Origin of the sequence: Companilactobacillus nantensis DSM 16982, from assembly GCF_001435815.1 — a bacterium.
GTDB lineage: Bacteria > Bacillota > Bacilli > Lactobacillales > Lactobacillaceae > Companilactobacillus > Companilactobacillus nantensis.
The window spans coordinates 26476-49664 of record NZ_AZFV01000009.1 but is presented as its reverse complement, the minus strand read 5'-3'; the positions used below and the strand labels follow the sequence as shown (position 1 = coordinate 49664).

At 33.8% G+C, this 23189-nt stretch carries 29 protein-coding genes and 1 pseudogene; 9 read left to right on the top strand and 21 right to left on the bottom strand.

Going from position 1 to position 23189, the window contains the following annotated elements; translation table 11 throughout:
• Positions 1 to 41 precede the first annotated feature (41 nt).
• Complete coding sequence (locus tag FD31_RS05325) at positions 42 to 248, top strand: hypothetical protein (protein WP_057891734.1); 207 nt, start codon at positions 42 to 44, stop codon at positions 246 to 248.
• Here the strand turns inward: FD31_RS05325 and FD31_RS14060 are convergent.
• From FD31_RS14060 to FD31_RS05290, 9 genes are read right to left on the bottom strand one after another with little or no spacing between them, the layout of a single operon-like run.
• Positions 240 to 404: a hypothetical protein gene (locus tag FD31_RS14060; RefSeq protein WP_157049145.1), complete on the bottom strand. Its 165-nt coding sequence runs from the start codon at positions 402 to 404 to the stop codon at positions 240 to 242. The two genes, FD31_RS05325 and FD31_RS14060, sit on opposite strands and share 9 nt — an antisense overlap.
• Positions 401 to 706 (bottom strand): hypothetical protein, encoded by a 306-nt coding sequence (locus tag FD31_RS05320; protein ID WP_057891733.1) that lies wholly within the window; start codon positions 704 to 706, stop codon positions 401 to 403. Before FD31_RS05320 ends, FD31_RS14060 begins: the two co-directional genes overlap by 4 nt.
• Positions 703 to 1461, bottom strand: a complete 759-nt coding sequence (locus FD31_RS05315) for an AAA family ATPase (protein WP_057891732.1) — start codon at positions 1459 to 1461, stop codon at positions 703 to 705. The genes FD31_RS05320 and FD31_RS05315 overlap by 4 nt, the downstream gene beginning before the upstream one ends.
• Positions 1462 to 1473: 12 nt before the next feature.
• A complete protein-coding gene (locus tag FD31_RS05310; RefSeq protein ID WP_057891731.1) occupies positions 1474 to 2226 on the bottom strand; it encodes a helix-turn-helix domain-containing protein in 753 nt (250 codons plus the stop codon).
• A 2-nt stretch (positions 2227 to 2228) separates the two neighbouring features.
• The gene (locus tag FD31_RS05305; RefSeq protein WP_057891730.1) at positions 2229 to 2885 is read right to left on the bottom strand and encodes a putative HNHc nuclease; all 657 of its coding nucleotides are present in this window, start codon (positions 2883 to 2885) and stop codon (positions 2229 to 2231) included.
• Positions 2886 to 2893: 8 nt separating this feature from the next.
• Complete coding sequence (locus FD31_RS05300; RefSeq protein ID WP_057891729.1) at positions 2894 to 3685, bottom strand: ERF family protein; 792 nt, start codon at positions 3683 to 3685, stop codon at positions 2894 to 2896.
• Positions 3686 to 3687: 2 nt separating this feature from the next.
• A complete protein-coding gene (locus FD31_RS05295) occupies positions 3688 to 4593 on the bottom strand; it encodes a DUF1351 domain-containing protein (protein WP_057891728.1) in 906 nt (301 codons plus the stop codon).
• Between the two features lie 47 nt (positions 4594 to 4640).
• The gene (locus FD31_RS14055; protein ID WP_157049144.1) at positions 4641 to 4817 is read right to left on the bottom strand and encodes a hypothetical protein; all 177 of its coding nucleotides are present in this window, start codon (positions 4815 to 4817) and stop codon (positions 4641 to 4643) included.
• A 14-nt stretch (positions 4818 to 4831) separates the two neighbouring features.
• Positions 4832 to 5089: a hypothetical protein gene (locus FD31_RS05290; protein WP_057891727.1), complete on the bottom strand. Its 258-nt coding sequence runs from the start codon at positions 5087 to 5089 to the stop codon at positions 4832 to 4834.
• A 154-nt stretch (positions 5090 to 5243) separates the two neighbouring features.
• Here FD31_RS05290 and FD31_RS05285 point away from each other — a divergent pair, with 154 nt between their 5' ends.
• Positions 5244 to 6254, top strand: coding sequence for a hypothetical protein (locus tag FD31_RS05285; protein ID WP_057891726.1), 1011 nt, complete (start codon positions 5244 to 5246; stop codon positions 6252 to 6254).
• Positions 6255 to 6383: 129 nt separating this feature from the next.
• On the opposite strand, the gene FD31_RS14050 is transcribed toward FD31_RS05285, so the two are convergent.
• Genes FD31_RS14050 through FD31_RS05275 form a run of 3 tightly spaced genes read right to left on the bottom strand, consistent with a single transcriptional unit; the run spans position 6384 to position 7659 of the window.
• Positions 6384 to 6554, bottom strand: a complete 171-nt coding sequence (locus tag FD31_RS14050) for a hypothetical protein (protein WP_157049143.1) — start codon at positions 6552 to 6554, stop codon at positions 6384 to 6386.
• Positions 6555 to 6601: 47 nt separating this feature from the next.
• Complete coding sequence (locus FD31_RS05280; protein WP_057891725.1) at positions 6602 to 6865, bottom strand: DNA-binding protein; 264 nt, start codon at positions 6863 to 6865, stop codon at positions 6602 to 6604.
• Positions 6866 to 6870: 5 nt separating this feature from the next.
• Positions 6871 to 7659: a phage antirepressor gene (locus FD31_RS05275; RefSeq protein ID WP_057891724.1), complete on the bottom strand. Its 789-nt coding sequence runs from the start codon at positions 7657 to 7659 to the stop codon at positions 6871 to 6873.
• Positions 7660 to 7717: 58 nt separating this feature from the next.
• On the opposite strand from FD31_RS05275, the gene FD31_RS05270 reads away from it, so the two are divergent.
• On the top strand, positions 7718 to 8200 hold the full coding sequence (locus FD31_RS05270; protein WP_057891723.1) for a DUF2321 domain-containing protein: 483 nt from the start codon (positions 7718 to 7720) through the stop codon (positions 8198 to 8200).
• A 128-nt stretch (positions 8201 to 8328) separates the two neighbouring features.
• On the opposite strand, the gene FD31_RS05265 is transcribed toward FD31_RS05270, so the two are convergent.
• Complete coding sequence (locus tag FD31_RS05265; protein WP_057891722.1) at positions 8329 to 8532, bottom strand: helix-turn-helix domain-containing protein; 204 nt, start codon at positions 8530 to 8532, stop codon at positions 8329 to 8331.
• A gap of 261 nt (positions 8533 to 8793) precedes the next feature.
• Here FD31_RS05265 and FD31_RS05260 point away from each other — a divergent pair, with 261 nt between their 5' ends.
• The 6 genes from FD31_RS05260 (at position 8794) to FD31_RS05235 (ending at position 13088) form a co-directional block, all read left to right on the top strand.
• A complete protein-coding gene (locus FD31_RS05260) occupies positions 8794 to 9132 on the top strand; it encodes a helix-turn-helix domain-containing protein (RefSeq protein ID WP_057891721.1) in 339 nt (112 codons plus the stop codon).
• Positions 9133 to 9136: 4 nt separating this feature from the next.
• The gene (locus FD31_RS05255; RefSeq protein WP_057891720.1) at positions 9137 to 9565 is read left to right on the top strand and encodes a hypothetical protein; all 429 of its coding nucleotides are present in this window, start codon (positions 9137 to 9139) and stop codon (positions 9563 to 9565) included.
• 58 nt (positions 9566 to 9623) lie between these two features.
• Positions 9624 to 10175, top strand: coding sequence for a DUF5067 domain-containing protein (locus FD31_RS05250; RefSeq protein ID WP_057891719.1), 552 nt, complete (start codon positions 9624 to 9626; stop codon positions 10173 to 10175).
• Positions 10176 to 10294: 119 nt separating this feature from the next.
• Positions 10295 to 11452: a site-specific integrase gene (locus FD31_RS05245; protein WP_057891718.1), complete on the top strand. Its 1158-nt coding sequence runs from the start codon at positions 10295 to 10297 to the stop codon at positions 11450 to 11452.
• 627 nt (positions 11453 to 12079) lie between these two features.
• Positions 12080 to 12373: a hypothetical protein gene (locus tag FD31_RS05240; RefSeq protein WP_057891717.1), complete on the top strand. Its 294-nt coding sequence runs from the start codon at positions 12080 to 12082 to the stop codon at positions 12371 to 12373.
• A 61-nt stretch (positions 12374 to 12434) separates the two neighbouring features.
• The gene (locus tag FD31_RS05235; RefSeq protein ID WP_057891716.1) at positions 12435 to 13088 is read left to right on the top strand and encodes a hypothetical protein; all 654 of its coding nucleotides are present in this window, start codon (positions 12435 to 12437) and stop codon (positions 13086 to 13088) included.
• Positions 13089 to 13150: 62 nt separating this feature from the next.
• On the opposite strand, the gene FD31_RS05230 is transcribed toward FD31_RS05235, so the two are convergent.
• From FD31_RS05230 to FD31_RS14470, 8 genes and pseudogenes are all read right to left on the bottom strand, one after another.
• A complete protein-coding gene (locus FD31_RS05230) occupies positions 13151 to 14005 on the bottom strand; it encodes a hypothetical protein (protein ID WP_057891715.1) in 855 nt (284 codons plus the stop codon).
• Complete coding sequence (locus FD31_RS05225) at positions 13992 to 16022, bottom strand: cellulose biosynthesis cyclic di-GMP-binding regulatory protein BcsB (protein WP_057891714.1); 2031 nt, start codon at positions 16020 to 16022, stop codon at positions 13992 to 13994. The genes FD31_RS05230 and FD31_RS05225 overlap by 14 nt, the downstream gene beginning before the upstream one ends.
• Positions 16023 to 16068: 46 nt before the next feature.
• Positions 16069 to 17322 (bottom strand): annotated as a pseudogene (locus FD31_RS05220) (glycosyltransferase family 2 protein).
• An 11-nt stretch (positions 17323 to 17333) separates the two neighbouring features.
• Positions 17334 to 18884: a hypothetical protein gene (locus tag FD31_RS05215; protein WP_057891713.1), complete on the bottom strand. Its 1551-nt coding sequence runs from the start codon at positions 18882 to 18884 to the stop codon at positions 17334 to 17336.
• Complete coding sequence (gene wsfD / locus FD31_RS05210; RefSeq protein WP_147007333.1) at positions 18881 to 20311, bottom strand: glycan biosynthesis hexose transferase WsfD; 1431 nt, start codon at positions 20309 to 20311, stop codon at positions 18881 to 18883. Before wsfD ends, FD31_RS05215 begins: the two co-directional genes overlap by 4 nt.
• Positions 20312 to 20379: 68 nt before the next feature.
• Positions 20380 to 21498 (bottom strand): hypothetical protein, encoded by a 1119-nt coding sequence (locus FD31_RS05205; protein ID WP_057891783.1) that lies wholly within the window; start codon positions 21496 to 21498, stop codon positions 20380 to 20382.
• A gap of 311 nt (positions 21499 to 21809) precedes the next feature.
• Positions 21810 to 22370, bottom strand: a complete 561-nt coding sequence (locus FD31_RS05200; protein ID WP_057891711.1) for a TetR/AcrR family transcriptional regulator — start codon at positions 22368 to 22370, stop codon at positions 21810 to 21812.
• A gap of 331 nt (positions 22371 to 22701) precedes the next feature.
• The gene (locus FD31_RS14470; RefSeq protein WP_268872417.1) at positions 22702 to 22824 is read right to left on the bottom strand and encodes a hypothetical protein; all 123 of its coding nucleotides are present in this window, start codon (positions 22822 to 22824) and stop codon (positions 22702 to 22704) included.
• Between the last annotated feature and the right edge of the window lie 365 nt (positions 22825 to 23189).

The following is a 23189-nucleotide window of genomic DNA, read 5'->3' as shown; positions in this document are numbered from 1 at the left end:
TTAATCGCGTTATTCAAAATAAATTATAAGGAGCCAGAATAATGGCAAGAATTAAAGTAACTTCAGAATCAGATTCAGGTAGAAATAATAGCTTTCACGATAACTACAAGGGAACGGATATGTCGAGACAACAATTTGTAAACGAAATCAATAAAGGCAACTATCCAAACTACTCTGTTAAAAAGATTCATAATATCCCCACACCAGTTTCTAAACCCGATTCATCAATAAACAATAATCTAGGTTAAATCCTGAACTCCTACATTAATTTTAAAGTCATAACCATCCTTCAATATGACTTGATCACTATCGATTACCGCAATGGGTTCTAAACTCTTATTCACAATCACTATATTTTTCCAGTCCTTTATCGGACTGGTTATTTTTTTATCAATATTTTTCATTCTTCATAACTCCTAGTATCTAAAATCCCCAATGACTTTTTATCATCCAGTAAAAAATCATGAGCATCACTTGACGTTAAAGTAATCATAGCTATCTGATCAAGAACATCTGCATTTCCTGTATATACTTGATTATTTTCTTTAAGCACTCTCATTAATTCGTATGCTTTTTTGGATTCTGCGTGAATATGATCAATCAAGTTACTAATAGTGGTCACATCCCTTCTAGCAATATCAAAACCATCTGGTTCAAATCCAAATTCACTTTTATCTAAAGTCATAACCTCATCTATTCTTTTCATATATTTCTCATGTCCTTACTATCGAATCTAATCGCATTATTTGATTTCTTCGCAATTAATCGACTGTATATTTTAGGGTTATAAATCGATTGCAATTCTTTACTAGAATTATTTGTTGTTACAATATTTACCTTGCTCTTACGATAATCAGCCAATCTAAATAGTAGTGACTGAGTATGATTACTGGCTTCATCAGTTTCAGATTTCATAGCACTCTCAGAGCCAAGATCATCAAGTACCAAAACATCACATGCCTTAATACAGTCTTCAACATCCCAAGCTTTTTGTTTCATACTAAAATCCTTGATTCCAACTAATGTCATGTTCAATAACATTGAGAAACTAGCGAAGTAACAAGATAGATTAGTTTGAGAATTCATAATTTGATTCAGGATACTAACAGCCAGCATTGTCTTACCAGAGCCTGCCTTACCAGCAAAGGTGTAATTACCGACTTCTCCGGACATAATCCGATTAGCTATATCAGTTGCCTTATTGAACTCAATTGATTGAGCATCATCACTTATTTCAAAGTCGCTAAAGAATTGATGTAAATCTTCAGCGTCACTGATTAATGAACTGTTGAATAACCTAGTTCTTTTAATTCGATTATTCATATTCGTAAACTTAACAGCCTCTAATTCTTCTCGTTGATCACGTTGTTTTAATACCTGGTCAATATCGATTTTGTTAATGTCAATTCCATGCTTAGCAGCAATCCGTCTCATTGGTCCATCGAGGTTTAAAGGTTCCATAATCGGTACCTCCTAAAATATTTCTGGATAAGTTGTCCCACCTGCAGAACTAAAACTATTACGAGTTTTACGCTTATTGAATTGTACAAACATTTGATCATATTTCATTCTCAACTTATCAGGTGATAGGATTACCCCAGACCAAAAATCATGTTGTTGACACCAATCAATCATCATTTTGATTTGTTGATACGACCTGTTATCCCGTTCGTGCATTAATCGAATTGTATTAGCCCATTTTTGAAGATTAGGTTCCTTAAAATTAGGATTGTTATCCTTGATTCTCATTGCTAAGTAACTAGCAGCTTTAAAATTTAAATCATCAGGTCCATAAGTCTTTTTAGACTTTGGACTATTACTTTTATTATTAGTATTTTGTTTATTAGTTATTGGTTCATTAGTACTTTGTAGTGTAGGATTATCCGCTGTTGGATTTCCCGATATCTGGTTAACCGTTGTCGGGTTTTCAGTCGTCGGTTCATCCCATACACTCCACTCTTTTTGACCAAACTTGCCACTGTCTTCTCTCTTTTGATGCCTTATTAGATAACCGGATTTTTCTAATTCCTTTAATGCTGATCTAATAGCATCACGACCATCTTTGCTATGGTCCATCAATTCAGTTTCATAGAATACCCAATCATCAGGCAAGCTAAGCATATAAGCTAGTAGTCCTTTAGCTTTAAGTGATAAACGCTTATCTTTTAAACCAGTATTGCCAATAATTGTGAAATTAGTTTTTCGTTTCCCTCTTACAATTGCCATGATTAACCTCCAATCCTCAATCTCTTACGATCTTCATCATCCAATTTAACGGGTTTAATATGGTACTTTTGAAGGAATGACATGATTCCAATCTTGTGTTGTTCAATGTGATGCACTCGACACAAAGCCATGAAATAATATTTACTGTGATTGATATGTTTCCTGTTTCTACCCATACCAACCGTTTCAACATGGGCAATGTCAGCATGTCGACCACAGATACAGCACTTATGATGTTCCAAACATCTTAACTGCATCGCATAATCGTTCGGAAGCATATCCCAGGTCTTAGTGGTAAATGGAACGTCATTATCAAAGCAGAAATCTAGTAACCAACTAAGATATGAATTAGCCTGAGTCATAGTACAGTTAGATAAACTGAAGTAATCCCTACCGGTTTCAGTAAGATACTGCCATTTCATAACTCCAGGAGCTTCCTTTTCAACCATGTACCCTGACCATTCACTTATTTCACCAATCAACGCATAAATTTTGCTACGCTGATCAATTGAAATATATCGATTGTCTGATAGTTCAAGTTCAATCACTGGTTGCTTACCATTAGCTAATTTTTGAACCTTCAAAGTATTAAATTCATCATTCATTTCCAAAGTAATATTTTTACCTTGAATATTTTTTACTTTTGCAAAGAATTTCATAATTCTGCCTAGAAGGCACCCATCTGTTTGAGTGCTTTTTCTGTAGATTCAATTTGTTGATTCATAAAAGTAATCATATTGTCAGCGCTTGAATCCGGTAGCTGATCAAAATTAACTTTTGGAAAATGACTACGTAACATTTGAGTTGAAGTATTTCTATCAGTCTGATTAAGCTTCGATAATCTATCTAGTAATTGATTCAGCAAGCCTTTTTTAGCTTCATTCGCCATTCTTGAGGGCTTAGGTGCTGAATAATTGTTGTTTCCATACATTGGAGGTTGATTGTTGTATTGCTCGTTAGTTGGATAATATCCATTGAATGGAGCTTGGTTGTAATCATTAGATTGATATTGCTGTTGAGGATTCCAATTGTTATTGCTGTCATTCTCTGGATCATCACCAGTAGACATTAAGAACAACTGCATTAGAAAATTTTTTTGAGCTCCTGTCTCAGCCTTGTAGATAGCTTTATCACCGGAATCCATTCCAATACCTGGCATGCTTCCAATAAATTCTTCAGAGCCATTAGTTAGCTTGAAAGTACCCATGACTGATACATAGTTCATAGTATTTCCCTTATTAGTTTGGCTATTCCAAGTATTCAAAATTTCATAATGAGGGATAATCATAATTCCATGATCAGCTAACTTATTCTGCAACTTAGACTTAACTTGTGATTCACTGACGTAATCAAAACCTTGACGGTTGTTCTTACCATCTTTTTCAATCTTGTCTAACTCTTTTTGAATCTTTGTCAGTTCTTGAACCAATGTAGTTGTTGCTGTTTTAGTCTCAACCATTGCTAACCCTCCCATGAACTTAGTGGATTGATAATATTATTTGTCACATTATCAAAACCATTGATTTTTTGAACAGCTTGAATAATGTCAAACTTACTACCGACAAGTTGAACAGTTACCGTGTATTCTGTTGGTGACTTATCAATCACTTCGCCCGTTTCAGTATCAACGGTAGTATTACCAACATTTTGTTGTGTTGCTTCTTTGATTGCTTGTTCAGATTCAATACGATTTTGTTCTTTGATTTCTTTTTGTTTCTTATCTTCAATAAATTGATCAATTGCCTTAATTACTTCGGTTGCGTTGTAATCATCAGACAATTGGCCGACCCATCCTTCTGATTCAATCCCAACATATTTGCAATGTTCGATAACCAATTGCTTATTAGTTTCGAACAGATCCTTTTGACGTTTTAAAGTATTGAATCCATCAGCAAGTATCTTGGTTAGTTTGATATCGGTCATTGTCTTATTAGTCCAAGACTTTTCAATTTGGATTGCTTCAGGATCAACACCATATTCTGGAGCCATATTATTGATTAGTTCCTCAACATGATTTAACCGTTCCTCACGTTGTGACTCTTCTAAAATCTTGATTCCTTTATCAATGGGAATTAATGACTGATTGATAATATCCCTAAAACCTTTTACCTTATCCTCAAATTCAGTCAGAGGCTCGTTGTAACTAGACTTGATTTCTTTTCGCTTGTCATCTAATCCTTTATTCAAAGAGTTCAACTTAGCTCTAGTGGATTTGACGCTTTTGAGATTGTCCTCAGTAACAATCAAATTTTTATATTTATTAGAAATTACCTCTAGTTCTTTCTTCAATCCTTCTTCGTTGTTAATTGTGATTTTAGTGGGTGTAAAATTAACATTGAAATCTTGAAGTACTATTTCATTAGCCATGAGCTACCTCTTTCGTGATATACTTTTATTGTTAAATATTTTTATTTCTAGTCGTCCTCAATTGCCGTTGAGAGCGACTTTTTTTCTGTATTCATAACTCTCGCTGAATATAAAAGAGCTTTAGTATTAAGATCTTTTTTCAGTTCACACATGGTTTGCTGATAGCCATATTGAATACAAATATCTTGAAACCTTTCTATTTGGAAATGTGTTTCCTGATTCATACTTTCACCTCTATTTAGGAATAGTAATGCTCAAATCTGTTGTAAATATCCGTTTCAGCATGCTGTTTGTCATTCTCAAGTTCCACACGATGCTTCTTTAATCGATTAATAGAATGTTGTAACGGTTCGTAATCAATTCCCTGCAACTTATTCAGATATTGGTCTGCCTTATATGATTCAATCTGTTCATCAGTTCGACCAATTTCTTTACAAACTCGTGCATGATGATTAAGTGATTCATCGATTGCCACTACGTCTTTGTTAATAATCATGTGGTTCATCCCCTGTTAATTTGTCGTCTGAATATTGATCGTATGGCTCCATGTCACCAATCGGACTGTATTCATCATCTGTTTTAACGCGAATATTATTGCTCAATATAATGGCTCCTTTGATATACTTTTAATATGAGAGGTGAAATTTATTATGGGGGATAATTACAAGTACAAAAGAAAGAATAATACGTCCAATTTCGTTTTAGATATTATTCCATCAATCTCCAAACCATTTCGTATCAATGAAAATTTATTTTCTAAGCAATCCTTAGTCGCTATGGGATTAGGTTCTAAGGCAACTCTATCCGCTGCAAGTTTAGTTCCTAAATCACCATTTGATATTCAAAATACATTTTCTAAACAATCTTTGGCTGCTATGGGATTAGGTTCTAAGGCAACTCTATCCGCTGCAAGTTTAGTTCCTAAATCACCATTTGATATTCAAAATACATTTTCTAAACAATCTTTGGCTGCTATGGGATTAGGTTCTAAAGCAGCTCTATCCGCTGCAAGTTTAGTTCCTAAATCACCATTTGATATTCAAAATACATTTTCTAAACAATCTTTGGCTGCTATGGGATTAGGTTCTAAAGCAGCTTTATCCGCTGCAAGTTTAGTTCCTAAATCCGTGCTCAATGCTTCCGTTTCTATTCCAAAATCTGCTTTTAATCCTTCTTGGATGAATGCATCAATAAAAGGTACATATAAATCTTTATCAAAATTAGATTTTAGATTGTCAGTAGATCTACAGTCATCATTCAATACACTATCTGATATGCCAACTAGTTCATTTAATAAACTCAACGAGGCATATGATAGCGTTCAAAAAGAATTTTCTGATTCTTATATTGATAGTGATGATAAAGATCAATATACTGATCAAATTGAAAGTGTCATAGATCCAGTTCAATTTTCCGAGGAACTGAAAATGATTAAGGAAAGGTTGGATAGTATAGAATCCAATACCCAAAGTAAGGATTCTAATAATGAAAAAGCGAATGAAGATTCTTATACTCCTCATAAAACGAACGCCACCTTTAATAATTCTTTATTAATCAAACTAGTACTTTTAATAAATCTTCTTTCCAACATAGATGGCTATTATTCTTTAGTAAAAGATCTAATAGCACTTTTCAAAGCAATAGTAAATTCAATTCATTGATTTTGTATATCGTGGTACTCGAGTGTTAAGTCATCTAATAATGAGTTAACACTTTTTATTTGCAATCATTCCAAAATTTAATAAACAGTCCTGAAACAACCACAGCAATCAAAAGTAAAAATAATCCTTTTAGAATTTCCATCTGATCAAACCTTTTATCTTTCGAATATCTTCTTCAGTAAAGTCGGTCAAACTCAAAATAATATTTTCAATAGTCCCGTATCTCATAAACAGATAACTAGTCATAGAACTAACAATTGCAACCAAAATAGTCCAGTTCATCAATGCTTCAAATGTCATAGTTGTTCCTCCTGAGTTCGTACCTGCTTCCACACATTTTTTAACCTTTATTTGTTAAAAACGAACTCATCAATTTCTTTCTTGCTATAAACTAGTAACCCATTCACGTCATGAGTTTTTAGACCGATAAAATATTTATCAAATGTATTATTTGAAACTCCTAAATATTCACAAGTTTCTTTTTTATTAAGAAACTTCTTATCCATACCAGCGTCAAACCTGGCCTTTTGAACAGCATCAGTTACTACTGAATAAACTTGTGAACCAAGTTCTTCTTTTTGTTTGTCTGAGAACAATACTTCAAATGCCATAGCAGCTACACCTCAATGTCTAACTGTTCTATTTGAGGAACAATTCCATGTTTCTTCAGTTCTTTGTACAAACCAAGTCGTCCTTTTTGAGTCCATTTAGTTTGTAATGCTGATCCTTTACCTGTAGCATTCTTAGCGTTCCTATAAGGAACCGTTTTGGATTGTGTCCACCCTTTATCCTGATATTTGGCATACAGGAACCAAGTGCCAGTCTGCGGATATTGAATTTTCAATTTATAAAGTAATTTATTAAAAGTTTTTCCGCTATATCCGTAATCCTTAGCAATGGCCGTAATATTCATTAAGGATGGATTAGATAATACTTGATCGTAATATGTTGCCTTTGGCTTTAACTCATTCACTTGCTGCTCAGCAATTAATCTTCCGTTTCGTTCTGTCTTCAATTGGGTTGCTAACTTAATTAAGTAATCTGGATCAGTTAGTGTTTGTTCAATTGCTGAATCGGTTAGATAAGCACCATGTTTTCTGATTGTTGGAAGAACTTCTGATGTAACCCATCTTTTGAACTCCCTTGCACTCGGCAATTTACTTGAAAGAATCAAACTATAGAGACCTGATTCATTAATGACTATTTTTCGAGGATTTCCAGAGGTTCCGTCGGAAATCACGACTGTACTTTTGTCTTCTTCATCAACATGGCGTTTCAATGCATCCCTGCCATTCGAATATCCAAGCGTATTAGTTATATCAATACCCACAAAGTTCGGTTCCCCATTGTATAAAATGATTCTTACGTTGTTTTCCTTAAACTTGAATTCTTGTAATTCATTCATTATTAGCACCTTCTTTTAAAACTTTATTTGATATACTCCTAAATAGGAGGTGAGAATTATGACACAAAGATATCAAAAAATTTGTAAAAATGGTCATCAACTATCTGTAACCTATAGAGGAACATCGGATCCCACTGAATTTTGTCCAGAATGCGGTAAATCTGTAATTTCAACTTGCCAATTCTGCCATGCCCCGATAGAAGGTTGGGACGAACCGGATGGTATAGTTTACTTGGGACAACGAACGGCTGACAGACCCAATTATTGTAAAAAATGTGGTCAGCCCTACCCATGGACTTCATTAATAATATCCACCGTTATTGAATTACTTGATTTAGATGAAGAAGTATCCGATCAGGACAAGACACTAATTAAATCAGCTATACCTGATCTATTAGTTGATACACCACAAACAAAATTGGCAGAAGCTAAATTTAAAAAAGGATTCTCAAAAGTTTCTATATTAGTTAAAGATTCACTTTATAATCTATTAGTTGATGTATTGTCTGATACAGTTAAAAAATCTATTTTTCCAAATTAGGTTTTCCACACCACTGACAATAATTGTCTGATTTTTTTATTAATCCTTTACAATAATGACATCTCATATAGAGGTGTTTTTTTATTGTTATGAGATATTGTTCATAAGAATAATTCACTATTTACCTCCTATAGGTCCAATACTTTTGCAATTTTAGAACGAATCTCTCTTGCTTTTGGAGACACGTCTCCTTTGATTGCTCTATTCACCTGTTGGCGATTTTCACCAATCAGATCAGCTAATTCAACTTGCGTCATATGCTTCTTCAGTAGAGCTGTTTTAATATCACTTTCAACTCTGTAAACAAGTTCAGTTAATTGTTGTTCTGGCATCAAAATATACCTCCTTTTGTTGTGTAATTTGTTTATCAAGTTGTTGCATTTTAGTACACAATTGTGTAGACTAAAGGCATAACAAATAAGCAATGTAACCTTTTACTATCTCAATCTCTCGCCAAAGTTATTGTAAGATAGCACTGTGTTTTTGTTGCTCAATTACTTGATGAATTAATAATAACACAATTGTGTACTTTGTAAACTTATTTTGTGTAACTTTGTGTAATTATTATCGTCATTCAGAGGAGAATCACTGATATGACAACGTTTGAACGTATCAAAAAAATATCTAAAGATAAAGGCTATTCACTTAAACAAGTAGCTATTAAAGCTGGTCTAAGTGAAAATGCTATTTACAGATATAACCAGGGTGTTGAACCAAAGTACAACACTCTAAAGGTAATTGCTGATGCATTACACGTTAGTGTAGAAGAATTAACTGGTGATTCTAAAATAAAGTCATCATCTACAGATGATAATGGTGACATTGATTTAGAGAAAGAAATTGCCAAAGGCAGAACCGTTCGCTGGGAAGGTAGAGAAATACCTCCCGAAGAATGGGAAATGTTTCGTAGAATCATGGAGGGCGGCAAGTAGATATATGAAGGACCAAAATACAAATAATGGTAGCCTTATGGATCCAGTCGTAACCTATCTATTGAACTTCGCTTATGATCATAAAATAGGATATACATTAATTCACAACTATAATTCAACATGGCCTTCATTTGCCTCTCCTGATGATAATATGATTCTTATTAATATGGATTGGTACAAGAAGAATGATATTCCTTTAATCATCGCCCACGAAATTGGTCATATGCTAGATGATGACGCTTGCTATTTATACGACGAGTCAACTCCGGCACAAATGAAATCTGAGAACCGTGCAAATGTGAGAGCAATTGATTTATTACTTGGTTACTGTAGGGAAAATGATATTGAATTTGATAGCTGTATTGCTTTTCTACAGCAATTCAATATTCCACTTAAATATGAAATCGTTGTCAAAAATAAGATGATAGCCTAAACATGATGTCCAAACACTGATTGACACTAAAAGCTGAAATGTTTCAGGGGGAAACAAAATGAAAACCAAGAGTTTAGCATTAACGGGATTAACTATTCTTTTAGCTTCAACATTAGTTGGATGTTCCAATACAAATTCGTCCAGTAAAAAAGATAGTGACAATAATACAAAAACAGTTCAAATAGCAAAAAAGGATAAATATTATTTTAAAGACAACAAGTTGGTCATTCGTGATTTAAACATTCAAATAACCCAAACTAAGATTATTCAACCGGGTGACACCGGAAATGAGTACGGTGAAAAACCTGTTATTGCATTCTGGTACAAGGTTACTAACAAGACCAATAAAAAAATCGATGCCATGACTGCTTGGATTGCTGTATTTAAGGCTGTTCAGGACAACAACTCTAATACAGTAAACGAATTAGAAGTTGCCTCTTTACCTGATGATAGGTTCTTAGATACTCAATCTCAAACTATTAAAAAGAACGGTACAGTTGAAAATGCAGTTGCATACACATTAAGTGACACAACTACGCCCGTTAAATTAACTGCGACTAAAGGTGTTGGCGGTAAAAAGCTAGGATCAATGACTTACAAGCTACAATAATAATTGAAAAAATAGATGAGTCTAACCTGTAGGCTTATTTATTTTTATCAAAATTGAAAGAAGGTGATAAATTCATGGACCTCTCTTAACCCTGCTTCCACACAGTGTAGGAGAAAATCATGGCTTATATTAAACAATACAAAACAAAATCCGGAACAAAATTATGGATGTGTCAATTTTCAAGTGGCACTGACCCATTAACCGGAAAAGTAAAAAGATCAACTAAACGTGGTTTCAAAACGAGACGACAAGCAGAATTAGCGGCGTCTCGAGCAATGGTTAACGTTGATAATTACGGCTATTCAGAAAAGCAAACAACTAAATTTTCTGAAGTCTACGAATATTTCATAAAATCATATAAAAATACAGTCAAAGAAAGTACCTTGAACCGAGTATTAGGTATTTTTAAGCACCATATACTCCCTATTTTTGGCTCTAGAGAGATAAAAAAAATAACCGTTCCAATGTGTCAGGAAGCGGTTAATAAGTGGTCTAAGGAGCTGACAAGTTTTGATAAGATAAAGGACTATGCAAGTCTTGTCTTTAAAGAGGCAAAGCGACTCAAGATAACTTATGATAATCCCATGGAATTGATTATCATGCCACATCTCAACAAAGATTTAGTTGAACAAGACAATGATAACTATTGGGATAAGAAGCAAGTTCAAAAGTTTCTTAAATGCCTCGATCTTGAATATAGTGGCCGAAATGAAAAAGCAGTTGCTTTCTTCAGACTGGCTCTATTCACTGGCGCTAGAAAAGGTGAATTATTGGCTTTAACTATCTCAGACCTTGATTTAAAAAACAACACTTTGAGAATAAATAAGACCGTCAGTCGTAGTATTGATAATATTCCCATAATATCAACGCCAAAAACCAAACGGTCAATCAGAACAATAGGATTAGATAAAGAAACTTCCCTAACCATGAAAAAATGGATTATTGAGCTAAGAAAAGAAATGTTTGAACTTGGATATAACACCGATAATTCTGATCAATTGTTATTTCCCAACACCCAAAATTCACTTCTTAGCCTAACTAAAGCCAATAAGTGGTTAGATCATATCTGTTCAAAATATGATCTCAAAAGAATTACCGTACATGGTTTAAGACATACAACCTGCTCCCTATTACTTGAAGCTGGTGCAAGTATCAAAGAAGTTCAATTGCAACTGGGACATAGTGATGCTTCTCAGATTCTAAATGTTTATTGGCACATGTCTAAACTATCACGTAAAAATACTATTAACAAGATGGCTAATTTCGTCAATATGTAGACAACGTCATGAACAACGTCACGCAATTAACTTAGTCAAAAACATACTCGTAACTACTAGTGTTTAGCCCTTTTTAAAGTAAGGGGTATCTTCCTCGTAGTTCGCTTTATAGAGTTTCAATAGGTTTCAGCATACTTAAAATATTGATGTATATTACCTGAATATGTGTCACGAAAAAACAAAAAAATGTGAACTCGTTTTAAACAATCAGTTATTATCAACTGGTTGTTTTTTATTATCATAATTTTCAAATTAAACTGTTTATTTTAATTATTATAATTTATCATGTTAATAGAGCATCCATAGATAAAGTTTCTTCAGACATATCATTAATACAAACCGAAAAATTTAAAACAATCAGAGATTTTTGTGTCGGATATTGTAGTTTTTCATGATGTTGAGGGATACGTTGTAAAACGTTTCCAAAATTATTTTAATAGCACAATTGTTGATTTCAATCCTGATTCGTCTGACATACTAATTTATTACATTAGTTATCCTTACTAGGACTTAGGGTATCTAAATTGATTGTCAAAGCTGTTATCTACACTGTATGACTAGGTTTAGTAACCATGAAAAGTCATGAATTTAGCTATTTAACGAAAAATTAGGAGGAATAATTTTAATATGGGGATGTTTACCAATAATCAAAAGAATTCAGCAGAAAATATTTACGTAAAAGAAGTCAGACCACTTTTAAAAAAAGACGGATTCACTCATGTAGTTATGATTAATAGCTTTAGCAAATGGATCAATCAAATTTTTGGTGCTGAAGATAAATACACTACACAAATAGATGGAATTTTATTAAATATGCAAAAAGATGGTTTTGAAATCCTAGATGTCAAATTTGATTCACTTCAAAATCAAGGATTGATGAAAGATATGGAAGGATTTCATACATTAGTAACATACAAATAAATTATTTGTCCAAATACTGATGACTTTAAAAGCTGAACATATGTTTATAGGGGGATACATTATGAACAAATATTCAAAGGTATTACTGACAAGCATTGCTGCTATTACTCTATCCACAACTTTTTTAGAAACACCAGATTTAAACATTAATCCATTACAAGAAACTGTCGTCTCTGCTAAAGCAAAACAGGCAACTTTAATTCCTGGATCTTACAAGGTTGGCTCAACAGAATTGAAACCAGGAAGATACACTATTACTTCAACTGATGGTTCAAGCGGTAACATCTCATCCACTCCCAAAAGAAGCTTACATGGTGATTCAATTAATGAAATTCTTGGTAGTGAAACAGATTATGGTCAAGTACCTTCAGTTACCGCTACATTAGCAAAGGGTGATAAAGTTAAAATTGAGGGATTGACTTCAGCTTCTTTTACACCTGTAACAAAGAGAAACAAGAAAAATACTACCACTCTTGCAACTGGATTTTGGGTAGTTGGTAAAGATATAAAAAAGGGAAAGTATACTGTAACTCCTCCAGATGGCCAAAGTGGTAACTTTATGGTTGATCCTAAGAGCGTTTTTGGAGATTCAACTAACGAAGTTCTTGGTGGCGACACTGATATGTCTCAAGTACCAAAGGTAAATGTAAAGTTACATAATGGCGATAAAATTTCTATCGCTGGTATGACACAAGTAAATTTTGCAAAAAAATAAATAAAGTTGGAACGAATAACAAAAAGAAGCTGTGAGAAATCTCACAGCTTCTTTTTTTGCCTCTAAACATCATACTGAGTTTCGTGTATACCAGCATTCATCAGATCATAAGGTGTCTTCATCGTTTCAGCATCCCATGTTGCAATACCGACAATCATAGAAATTGCCATCGAACTCAACGAATCATCTGTTTCAATATTGTCTTCAAAACCTTTTTTAATTCGATTCGTAGCAATTTGTGCACCCTTAGTATCTGTATATAGCAGAATCGCCCATGTTGGATCCTCATTATTCAATAAATACGTAATGTCGTTTGTTCTAGTTTTGGCTTTAATCGTACTCGTTGTCAATTTAAGCAAATGTTCCAACTGTCCCTGACTCATCATTCGTTTCAAATCACTAAAGTAGCGAATTTTGATAATAGCCGTTGTCACTGGAATATCAAACCGACGATTAGTCTCCGCAAATACCGCTATATCCTCAATATAAGCCACTGTTGTCCGTAAATTGGTCTCCTCATCAAAGGCACCACGTTGAATTAACGACGTTCTAAGCTCACTATTTGCCTTTTGTAAAATGATCTGATTACGTGTCATGGAATAAAGTGCAATTGACAGTAATAGCGGAATCACCATCCAAAAGCTCAATTGCCAAGGTATTTGATTAATATTATTAGTATATTGATAAATCATAATTACTACCTGAATGCCAATAAAAACAATATTGGAAATCAAGCTTGGTACTAAACCAAAAAAGTACGTAATCATCAACAAAGTCATGGCGCAAAATAAATAAATCACATTCAATAAAATATTTCCCGTTATCGCCATTAGAATGGCAGTCATCCCAAAGAGTGAAATAAAGAATAGCAAACCAATATCTTGATAAAGTGAACTTTTCTCATCATTTTTGTCCATCTTTATTCCCCCTATTCAAACGAGATTGCTTTCTAATCGTCAAAATTACAGCGATACCAATCATAATGATAACGATTATTGCCAAACTTAAATAAAGAATCAATTGTGAATTCTTTGTAAAGGTTTGTTTCTTTGCAAGTGACTTATCAATCGCCTTATCTTTTTTAAATCGATAGCCACTATGACTATTGTTCAAATCGGTCACGATTGCATCCCCAGTATATCCTTGAATATTCTTTTGAAATCCAATCTGAGTTGACGCTAGATAAGTATCTTTCGTCGTAACACCGGTAACAACCAACATCCCTCGCTTATCATTATATGGTGAACGAAGCAGTTGAGCTGTTCCGATATTTTTACCGTAGCCCGCTTCAATACTTAATTTTTCATTCGACACGATTCGATCAAAATTACTTGAATATTTAAAATACAAATTTGGATTTAATTTCTTAATCATTGCATTATTTTTAGGAGTTCCGACAACAATCACATTATTGTTATTCAAAACTGATTGACTAGGTATCTGATTATAAAATTGGATACTTCCGGTATTATTTTTAGAATATAAACCGATTAAATTAAAAATATTCGTTAAAGTTTTGAAATCGTCATCATTTAAATTTTCCGGTGTTATTACTACCAAATGATCATACGACTCATTATTAATAAACAACGTTGGGTAATTAGTAAACAGTAAGTCATTACTTTGACCTGATTTCACAACCATTTTCGATTGTGGTTCCACTTCAGCCCATGGTGTATCACTATTATCCGATTCAGATTGATTCTTCATCTCCAGGTCAAAGGCCACTCGAACAGTGAAACTACTGCCAAGCGCAACACCCTTTGGAACTGCCATGGTTAAATCATCACCATCAGCTCTGACACTTGTGAGTTTCTTGCTTCCAACAACCGTATTGTTAACGTACAACGTCACTAACGAACGACTAAAGTCGAGATTCTTACTATATTTAAAATGCAGATTGATTTTTGAGCCGTCAACATTTGTTTTATCATTCGGTATTTGAATAAAGTAACTTGTTTCTCGATGGCCAGCCCCGTCAATTCGATCTGGAGTCTTTGTCAAAGAATGCGTGCCACTATCTTGCTGACTAGCTGTATACGTATCTGTGCTTGCAGAAATACTCTTGTTTGACTTAGTTGTTTCCCTCATCAACTCTTCATTAGCAACAAATCGTGCCGCTTTTTCCAACAATTTACCGTCTTTAGCCGTTACTAATAAATAGTGCTTGCCGTCAACATAATAGGTTTTGATAACAGCATGTCCATTAACATCAGCCACATTTATTTGTGATTTAAACTTATTTGGCAATTTATTATAATTTGCCATAATAATTGAATAATCGCCTGTTTTATCTTGTAACTGGCTCATTTTAACAACTGGTATTTGATCACTATCAGTTGAAATTGTTCGCGATTCACCAGACAAAGCAATCATACTAGCAGTCAATTCATCACTCGTTGGATGATTGCTCGTAACAATTCTAGCTTGCTGAAACGAAATTGTATCCTTACCTGAAAAATGGTCATAAAAGGAACTCACCGTGTTATCAGCTTCGTTGACTTGATATTCAAAATTGACATTCGAGCCGTTTCCAATCGTTAACCAATTAGCCGGCGTCTGTGACAATTGATAGTTCTTATTTTGATTATCTTGATCAAGAACTTGACCATTGATTTGTAGCTTATTACTTGCTTGAAGCAAATCCAACGGTATCGAAATTTTTTCCGTCTGAAAGCCTGTCTCAGCTTTAGGTCTAAATGAATAGAATTTTACACCGTTAATAGAAACTGTAATATCTGAGGATTGTCTGGATGCCAATTGTGAAATTTGATAGTTGAGATTAAAGTTAACCTTTTTAACATTCCAATAATCTACCTTTGTAAAATACATATTTGACACAACCGATTTTCCAGACAAAGTTGTCGTTGTGTTTTGAAATTGTTGCGTATAAGTTTGATTATCAGCTGCCTCAACAGTTTTTGACTGAACCATTAGACATATTATTCCCAAAATCAATATCCAACCAACACGTAATAATTTATTGATAGCGCTTCGTTTTATACCACTTTGCTTGTTTATGAAAGACTTGTTCACGAATATACCCCACCATTCCGTAAGCGGCCACTGCCAGCCACATTTGACTATAAACAACATACATTAACAAAATTAATAACAAATTATTGAAAGTCAATTCTCCAGGTTCAGTTGTGATCGTAACAAACGTACTAATTACAAACATTAGAATCGCAAATACCTACAAAGAATTACTGAAACCTTGTAAATTAGAATGCACGATTCCAGCCACAGATAAAACAAAGACTGAATCAGACAAAAGTAGCGATGTCATCAGAAGAAAATAAATCGTTAAAAAATATAGCAAGTCAAACCGAATTGGCCGACCCTTTTTCTGAAAAAGCAACTTAGCATTTTTTACAATCACATAAATATTTCCTTCAACCCAGCGGGTTCGTTGATGAAACCACACGTCCAGAGTCTGTGGTTCTTGTTCCCAAGTAACTGCTCGCGGTTGAAAACGAATCCGATAACCCATTTGATAAATCCGAAAACTAATTTCCGTATCCTCGGCTAAGGCCTTATCATCCCAGCCACCGACTTTTTCAATGACGGAACGTCTAATAACATAATTAGTTCCAGGAATCGTACACAGGTGAAATAATTGCTGTCGACCTGCTTGCGCCATCCATTGAAACGACAAGGTCTCAATATTAATAAAACGAGTTAACAATGTTGCATTTTTATTTCTGGTTCTAAATTTACCAATCACAGCTGCTAAACGATCATCCTCAAGTAGCTGTGCCACCAAAATACGTAAAGCTCCATGTTCTGGAGTATTGTCAGCATCATAAATTGAAATGATGCTACCTTTAGCTTGTTTCAAGCCAATATTCAAGGCATTTGATTTGCCCTTACCACCAGTAACCTTATCTGTATTAATAACTTTCAAACGCTCGGAACCAAATTCAGCTTGTAACGATTTCAATAGTTCTGCTGAATTATCGCTGGAGTTGTCATTAATTACAATCACTTCGTAACGATCATGTGGATAATCAAAACTCAATAACGACAAAACAGTTTTCACGATTACGATTCCTTCATTATGGGCTGGAACTAAAATTGACACGAATGGAGGATCATCAGGTAATTGCGGATCCGGTTTAGGAACGCTACGTAAATACCAAGTATATCCGGCCACTGTCAGAATTAAATTAACAACCAAGGTTACCCAAATTGACATAACTGCTATGAATAACAAAATATCTAAGATTGAGATAACTGTCCCCCCTATTTCTTCCTGCGCATGCGATTCCAATAAACTTTTTGTCCGAGATAAATGAAGACTAATAAAATAATCGTCACAATTATAAAGAACGTCATAAAGATATGCCCTTGTACCTTAAAGTATCGACTAAGAGTTGCTTTAGGTTTATTGTCGCCGAATTGTTTATTTAACGATGAATTACTGATCTGAACCTCTTCATGCTTTCCGTTAGCGTAATAATTACCATATTTATATTCCAATAAAGAACTTGGCGTTTCTATTTTGGTAGTTAACCCATCACTAACCGCATCGTACCATGCAAAGTCATTTCGCTGTAAATCTCGTTTGACCGTTGCTAAATCCTTATCAGTATTAGGCAATGGTATCGTCAACGCAGTTGGAATTGAAAATTGAATATCACCTGTATTACTCATTTTCTTTAATGATGACATTGACATCCCAAAGTAACTCTCTTGGACAGCTTTAGCATCATTATCTTGTTTAACAAAATTAGGCTGACTCTGGCTAGGCAACATCAACCAATGATTAGCGTATTGCAAAAAATTTGTCCGCAAAACTTGATCTTGATTCCAGAAACCCTCAGCACTCACACCCACTGGAAAAACTTGATGTTGCGACAATGTAACTATATAGGTCGAAAATTGCTGACTAAGTAAAGTTCCACTGTTATTAGTACTGCTAACTTCGGGGGCATTCAAAAAAATAATTCCACCCCGACTTTCGACGTTTCTCAAGGTCGCAGTAAAACGATTAAAAGCTTTTAAGTTGGTATTTTGACTAACAGAAGTTGTACTAATAGCAAAAGAAATGCCATTTTTATTACAATAGCGACTTAATTCATCAATCATTCGTAAATCACTATACGGTGTTACTTTTGTAAAAGTTAACAAAGGTTGATATGTCCCGACACGATGAAACAATTGACCGATTAATTGAATCTCTAACATCAATGACAATCCGCTGGTATCAAAAAATGGCAAATAACCAGCTTTCTCATTGATTATTCCGAATGGATAATTCTGCTGGTTGGATTGCTGAGTCACCAAAGTCCCAATCTGCTGAGCTTTTTCAGTCTTATTCACAATAGTCATCGTATTGATGAATGGTAACAATTGCTCGTTGTCATTGTTTTTCAAATTAAATTGTTGACGATATAATTTTTGGACACTACCACCGAGTTCTTTGATTTCACTCTGGCTCAAATTTTGCCCAATATGCAACTTGATTCCTGAAAACTTTGCTCGATCAGATATGAATTTCTGATTAATCAATCCCAACTCACGCCAATTAATCATCGTTATAACGCCCAAATAGCGGTCGTTCAGTTCACCTTTTTTATATTTCGATTGATCAACTGTTTTAACTTGTAAATTCATACTAGTCAAAGCTCGTTGTAAGGTATCAATTTTTTTAGCCGCACCAGTAGCCGTATTTTCAGAATCATAGACTAATAAAACGTGATTGTTAGTACTGGCCTGAACATTAGTTGGTGTGATGAACCAAGAAATTAAAAACAAACTGATTGCTACGAACATCAATCTAATCTTTTTCAATCATCATCACCAACCTTTCCATCTGTATGCCACAAGGTATGATTTAAAATATCTGTTATAAATAATAAAAAGGTTAAATTTAAACTAGTCCCAACCATAAAGAGGCGTTGCGCCAAATCTGATGCTCCCGCCGTAACGATGGTATATATAGGAATATATACAACCGCTACCATTAGTCCCAATACTAGGAAGAATCTTAATATCCCGTGATATCGGTGACCCTTTATATCCAAATAACCTCCGACTGCGTAACACATTGTGGCACTCAAAGCCATCAAGCAATCAAAAGCATATTTACCCGGATAGAAAAAGCGAACCATCGAACTGTATATCATAAAATATTTGTAACGACTTAACGCCTTATGTCCTGAACCACGAGGATAATTACCAATATTGGCCGGTTGTATGCTAGTTATATTGGATGCAGCAACATTCAGTAACTGAAAAAGTTGTTTTGGATTACCCAAATAGTATCTTGTAACCCAACCAATTCCATTTTTCCTGAGTAAATTTTTGCGTACATACTTACCACTTGGTTTTATCGCAGTATAAGAACCGATGTAATAATTATCGCCACGTGACAAAGCAAATTGCCCATTGATTCCACCTTTTTCTACTTGAGTGGTCGGATCAGAATTATCCAAAAGAACACCGTGTGCGAATGACTCAAAATTATTAGCATCTCGAGTTTCCGGGCTAGCCGATAAGTAAATACCAGTTCCTGCCATGAAAATGAGCAAGGACCCAAAAATAATTGCCATCCGTCGTGCTTTAAAATCAGGCAAAAATAACAATCCTATTGAAATCAAAATTAAGGAGATTGTTAAGCTTGCACTCGCTGGTTTAGTCGTGACCAATAAAATAGCATTTAGAAAAAATACCCCAATCATCGGCCAATGACGCTGATAAATATTCCGAGCTAACGACATGATAGCCGCAAAAAGATAAACTGTGAAAATTAGCATTTGTGCTTCGGAATAAAAGGAATTAAAAAATAAAATGTATGCCGCATCGCCAAAAATTAAAACCACCAATAAAGCTATAATGTAATTTTTAATTTTACGTATTGGTGTGACAAGCGATTTAGTAAGTAAATAAATTCCGCCTAAATAAAACGAACTGTTGACCAGTCCCATGAAACGAATATCAAAAACCGTTTTGCTATAAAATAATTTATTAAGAAACACAGCTAAACGAACGAAAATCATTTGCGAACTAACAGTATAAAAATGATTTTCATTATAATATTGTAAAATTCCAAACTTCTTAATCACGAAATCATTGTATTGATTATAATGCGTCGAAAAGCGATATAACCCATTGCTTAACAGCGTATTATAAAAATCCCCACTATCTGCTAGTCCATTGATTGGCGGAATAAATAAAATAATTCCACAAATTATCCCTACTAGAATTGTTGCTAACATTGCTGGAGAAATTACTTTTGAAAAATGAACAAATCCAGTACGGAATTTATTCTTCAATATTTATCACCTCAATATTGAGCTGCTAGTAATGCCATCAAGTTGTTATAAGAGTAGGCTTCTTTTTTACGTTCAATCCCAATTGCCCCATACATTGGAGAACTCTTATCTTGAATCTGATATTTCCAAACTAACTTCATTGCTTTGTGATACATCCGTGGATTTTTATTGAGTGCAAAAATCTCGGCGGCTAAAGCATAACTACCGGCTGAATGTCCCTTGCTAACCACACTGCCATTGACAGAATACGTATTATACAAAGAATTGTTATCGACTTGACGTTTCAACCAATTCAAAGTAACCTCTTTAACTTTGCCAATTTCCGCCAGATGCAAAACAGTTTCAAGTGCCTCAGATGTATTCAAATCAGCTTGACTATAATCTTCAGCTTGCCAATTATAACTTGAAGCATAAAGTGGAAAAGCATCCCCTAGGAAACCCGATTTAACAACTGACAATTGTTTTTGATACATTTTTTTATTTTGGGTCGATGATGATTCAAAATATTTCAAAGTAGCTAAATCATAATAAGCTAAGGATCCTTCGGTACTAGCCTTGTGAGCCTTAATGTCGTAAAAGCTAGCAATCTTACCTTCTGACATCGTATTCTTCTGTAACTTGGCAAAACGTTGAACTGCTTCTTTGTGGTAACTTTGATTTTTAGTCAAGTCAGCGTACATCTGCAATGCTTTGATTATGCGGAGATCATCTAAAGTGGCATTAACATTAAACTGCTTCTTTTTAGACGGCGTATAACGATAACTAAATTGTTCACCTTGATCAAAAATTTTCTTAGTCTGCTTATAAAATTGCCGAAATTGTTTGTATTGGTGACTATAAACTAAGTACTGTAGCCATAAACCAGATGATTCAGAAAGTAATTCATGCCCTCGAGCCTCACTTTCTTCATAAGATTGTTGGCTATAATTAGTATAAATACCTTGATTTGTGATCATTTTTTTATTTAAAAAATTAATCAGTTTTTTTTGTTGATTAGTGTAATCCCCATAACTTGTTCGCTGCGTCAGGGCACTAACTGATTTAGTTGGCATCGAAGTGGTGGTATTTTTTGAACAACCGGTTAGCAAAATTAAAGCCAACAGAGCAAATATGATATATTTCCTTCTCATAAGAATCATTCAACACCTTTTGTTAAAAATTTTTTTGCTTTTTGATACTGCTTGGTGATTATTCTAGTTCAATAATCCGATTTATACATAAGTATTAAAAATATTCTTAAAATAACTTGTTTTGTTAGTTAAATATGACGCTTCCATGAACAATTTTTGCCACAATTTTTCATATTTTTACCATATTAAAAATAAAATCCAAAAAAGGGTAGATAAATTTAAATGAATTTATCTACCCTTTTCCATAGCCGATTCTATATCCAAAGTTGAATTTAATATAAAGTTTCTAAACTATATCTGTCTTTGACTGCTTATTTTTCAGTAAAACTATTAATTCCATTGCGAAAAATATCTTCGTAGAAATTATCCAACTCTTCTACACTCATATCTGGATGGTTAATCCAATATTTAACTAGACCAAATAATGCTGACGATAAGTATTGTACTAATAATTCTCTCTGCCTAATATCTAAACCATTAAACTGTGAAGAATTATTAATTACAATTAAACCTTTGGTAGTCAAAAAATCAATGAAATATTCATAAAATCTAGGATCACCGTTTTCACTCAAAAGAATACTTATAACATCTCGTTTATTATTCACCGTTTCCAAAATTTTCAAAATTTGTGACTCGTCAATAAATTCTCTCGTTGCTATCTGATAAGTATTTGGGTCAATATTATCTAATTCCGTTAAAATTTCATCTTCAATATCTTGCAAAATAGCATATTTATCCCTGTAGTGCCGATAAATGGTTGTTCGATTTATCTTACTCCGGTCAGCAATCGCCATAATCGTAATATCTTCCAAACGTTCCTCTTTCATCAAATCTAATAGTGCGGCTCGGATTTTATCATCCATATTATTCATAATTTATCCCCCGTACGATAAAAACAATTAACTTAATGTGCAAATTATTGTTTATTTTCCACTAGTTTCAATTTCAAAACAATACGGTTTTTGAGTTAAAAAGGGATTTAATTATATATATATTTTATTGATTTATTGTTGTAGCAGTTATCATTTTAACGGGATTAAAAATATTTTATGGTCCAACTGCTTTGACTCTTAATCTTGTCACAAACTTTTCCACTTATAACAAATAAAACCAGCAATCCCAAATCGGATTGCTGGTTTTATTTGCTTTAATACTTGAGAGCCAACATTATTTTAGATGCTCTCTTTGAGGTGCAATATTTAATTAAGCAGTCTTTAATTTACCGACCGCTTCTTCAATTGTTTTACCATCTGCAAAAACATGAGTGTTTTTATCTTCAACAGTAAACAATTGAGATTCTGTATTTAGTTCTACACGATATTTCATTTGTTTACCTCCCCATTAATTATTTCTTTATATCTGCTCAACGGATAATAAATGAAATTATATTCTTTATTTATTAAAATGCAAGCCCTTTCTTTTTAATAAATCTGTGATAATCTATTTTTTTCGGTGGCAAATTTTTTCAAATCTCGATATAATGAGGTACAGATAATAAGGAGAAGATGCAAAATGAAGAACATGTCCAAAAAAGAATATCCGTCGTGGTACCCTCGTAAACGGGGGCATAACACAGTAGAGTTTAATAAGCCAGATAAATGGTACGAATGGTCGGCCATTCTGGATGTTATCTTTTTTGCGATTTTTTTACTTATCATAAATCACTAAATAAAAGCATGTTGTCAGGTAAT

What these genes read in the sequence shown, in the direction of transcription:
- FD31_RS05325 (WP_057891734.1), top strand. Translation starts at nt 42, where the DNA reads ATGGCAAGAATTAAAGTAACTTCAGAATCAGATTCAGGTAGAAATAAT.
- FD31_RS14060 (WP_157049145.1), bottom strand. Translation starts at nt 404, where the DNA reads ATGAAAAATATTGATAAAAAAATAACCAGTCCGATAAAGGACTGGAAA.
- FD31_RS05320 (WP_057891733.1), bottom strand. Translation starts at nt 706, where the DNA reads ATGAAAAGAATAGATGAGGTTATGACTTTAGATAAAAGTGAATTTGGA.
- FD31_RS05315 (WP_057891732.1), bottom strand. Translation starts at nt 1,461, where the DNA reads ATGGAACCTTTAAACCTCGATGGACCAATGAGACGGATTGCTGCTAAG.
- FD31_RS05310 (WP_057891731.1), bottom strand. Translation starts at nt 2,226, where the DNA reads ATGGCAATTGTAAGAGGGAAACGAAAAACTAATTTCACAATTATTGGC.
- FD31_RS05305 (WP_057891730.1), bottom strand. Translation starts at nt 2,885, where the DNA reads ATGAAATTCTTTGCAAAAGTAAAAAATATTCAAGGTAAAAATATTACT.
- FD31_RS05300 (WP_057891729.1), bottom strand. Translation starts at nt 3,685, where the DNA reads ATGGTTGAGACTAAAACAGCAACAACTACATTGGTTCAAGAACTGACA.
- FD31_RS05295 (WP_057891728.1), bottom strand. Translation starts at nt 4,593, where the DNA reads ATGGCTAATGAAATAGTACTTCAAGATTTCAATGTTAATTTTACACCC.
- FD31_RS14055 (WP_157049144.1), bottom strand. Translation starts at nt 4,817, where the DNA reads ATGAATCAGGAAACACATTTCCAAATAGAAAGGTTTCAAGATATTTGT.
- FD31_RS05290 (WP_057891727.1), bottom strand. Translation starts at nt 5,089, where the DNA reads ATGATTATTAACAAAGACGTAGTGGCAATCGATGAATCACTTAATCAT.
- FD31_RS05285 (WP_057891726.1), top strand. Translation starts at nt 5,244, where the DNA reads ATGGGGGATAATTACAAGTACAAAAGAAAGAATAATACGTCCAATTTC.
- FD31_RS14050 (WP_157049143.1), bottom strand. Translation starts at nt 6,554, where the DNA reads ATGACATTTGAAGCATTGATGAACTGGACTATTTTGGTTGCAATTGTT.
- FD31_RS05280 (WP_057891725.1), bottom strand. Translation starts at nt 6,865, where the DNA reads ATGGCATTTGAAGTATTGTTCTCAGACAAACAAAAAGAAGAACTTGGT.
- FD31_RS05275 (WP_057891724.1), bottom strand. Translation starts at nt 7,659, where the DNA reads ATGAATGAATTACAAGAATTCAAGTTTAAGGAAAACAACGTAAGAATC.
- FD31_RS05270 (WP_057891723.1), top strand. Translation starts at nt 7,718, where the DNA reads ATGACACAAAGATATCAAAAAATTTGTAAAAATGGTCATCAACTATCT.
- FD31_RS05265 (WP_057891722.1), bottom strand. Translation starts at nt 8,532, where the DNA reads ATGCCAGAACAACAATTAACTGAACTTGTTTACAGAGTTGAAAGTGAT.
- FD31_RS05260 (WP_057891721.1), top strand. Translation starts at nt 8,794, where the DNA reads ATGACAACGTTTGAACGTATCAAAAAAATATCTAAAGATAAAGGCTAT.
- FD31_RS05255 (WP_057891720.1), top strand. Translation starts at nt 9,137, where the DNA reads ATGAAGGACCAAAATACAAATAATGGTAGCCTTATGGATCCAGTCGTA.
- FD31_RS05250 (WP_057891719.1), top strand. Translation starts at nt 9,624, where the DNA reads ATGAAAACCAAGAGTTTAGCATTAACGGGATTAACTATTCTTTTAGCT.
- FD31_RS05245 (WP_057891718.1), top strand. Translation starts at nt 10,295, where the DNA reads ATGGCTTATATTAAACAATACAAAACAAAATCCGGAACAAAATTATGG.
- FD31_RS05240 (WP_057891717.1), top strand. Translation starts at nt 12,080, where the DNA reads ATGGGGATGTTTACCAATAATCAAAAGAATTCAGCAGAAAATATTTAC.
- FD31_RS05235 (WP_057891716.1), top strand. Translation starts at nt 12,435, where the DNA reads ATGAACAAATATTCAAAGGTATTACTGACAAGCATTGCTGCTATTACT.
- FD31_RS05230 (WP_057891715.1), bottom strand. Translation starts at nt 14,005, where the DNA reads ATGGACAAAAATGATGAGAAAAGTTCACTTTATCAAGATATTGGTTTG.
- FD31_RS05225 (WP_057891714.1), bottom strand. Translation starts at nt 16,022, where the DNA reads ATGGTTCAGTCAAAAACTGTTGAGGCAGCTGATAATCAAACTTATACG.
- wsfD (WP_147007333.1), bottom strand. Translation starts at nt 20,311, where the DNA reads ATGTTAGCAACAATTCTAGTAGGGATAATTTGTGGAATTATTTTATTT.
- FD31_RS05205 (WP_057891783.1), bottom strand. Translation starts at nt 21,498, where the DNA reads ATGAGAAGGAAATATATCATATTTGCTCTGTTGGCTTTAATTTTGCTA.
- FD31_RS05200 (WP_057891711.1), bottom strand. Translation starts at nt 22,370, where the DNA reads ATGAATAATATGGATGATAAAATCCGAGCCGCACTATTAGATTTGATG.
- FD31_RS14470 (WP_268872417.1), bottom strand. Translation starts at nt 22,824, where the DNA reads ATGAAATATCGTGTAGAACTAAATACAGAATCTCAATTGTTTACTGTT.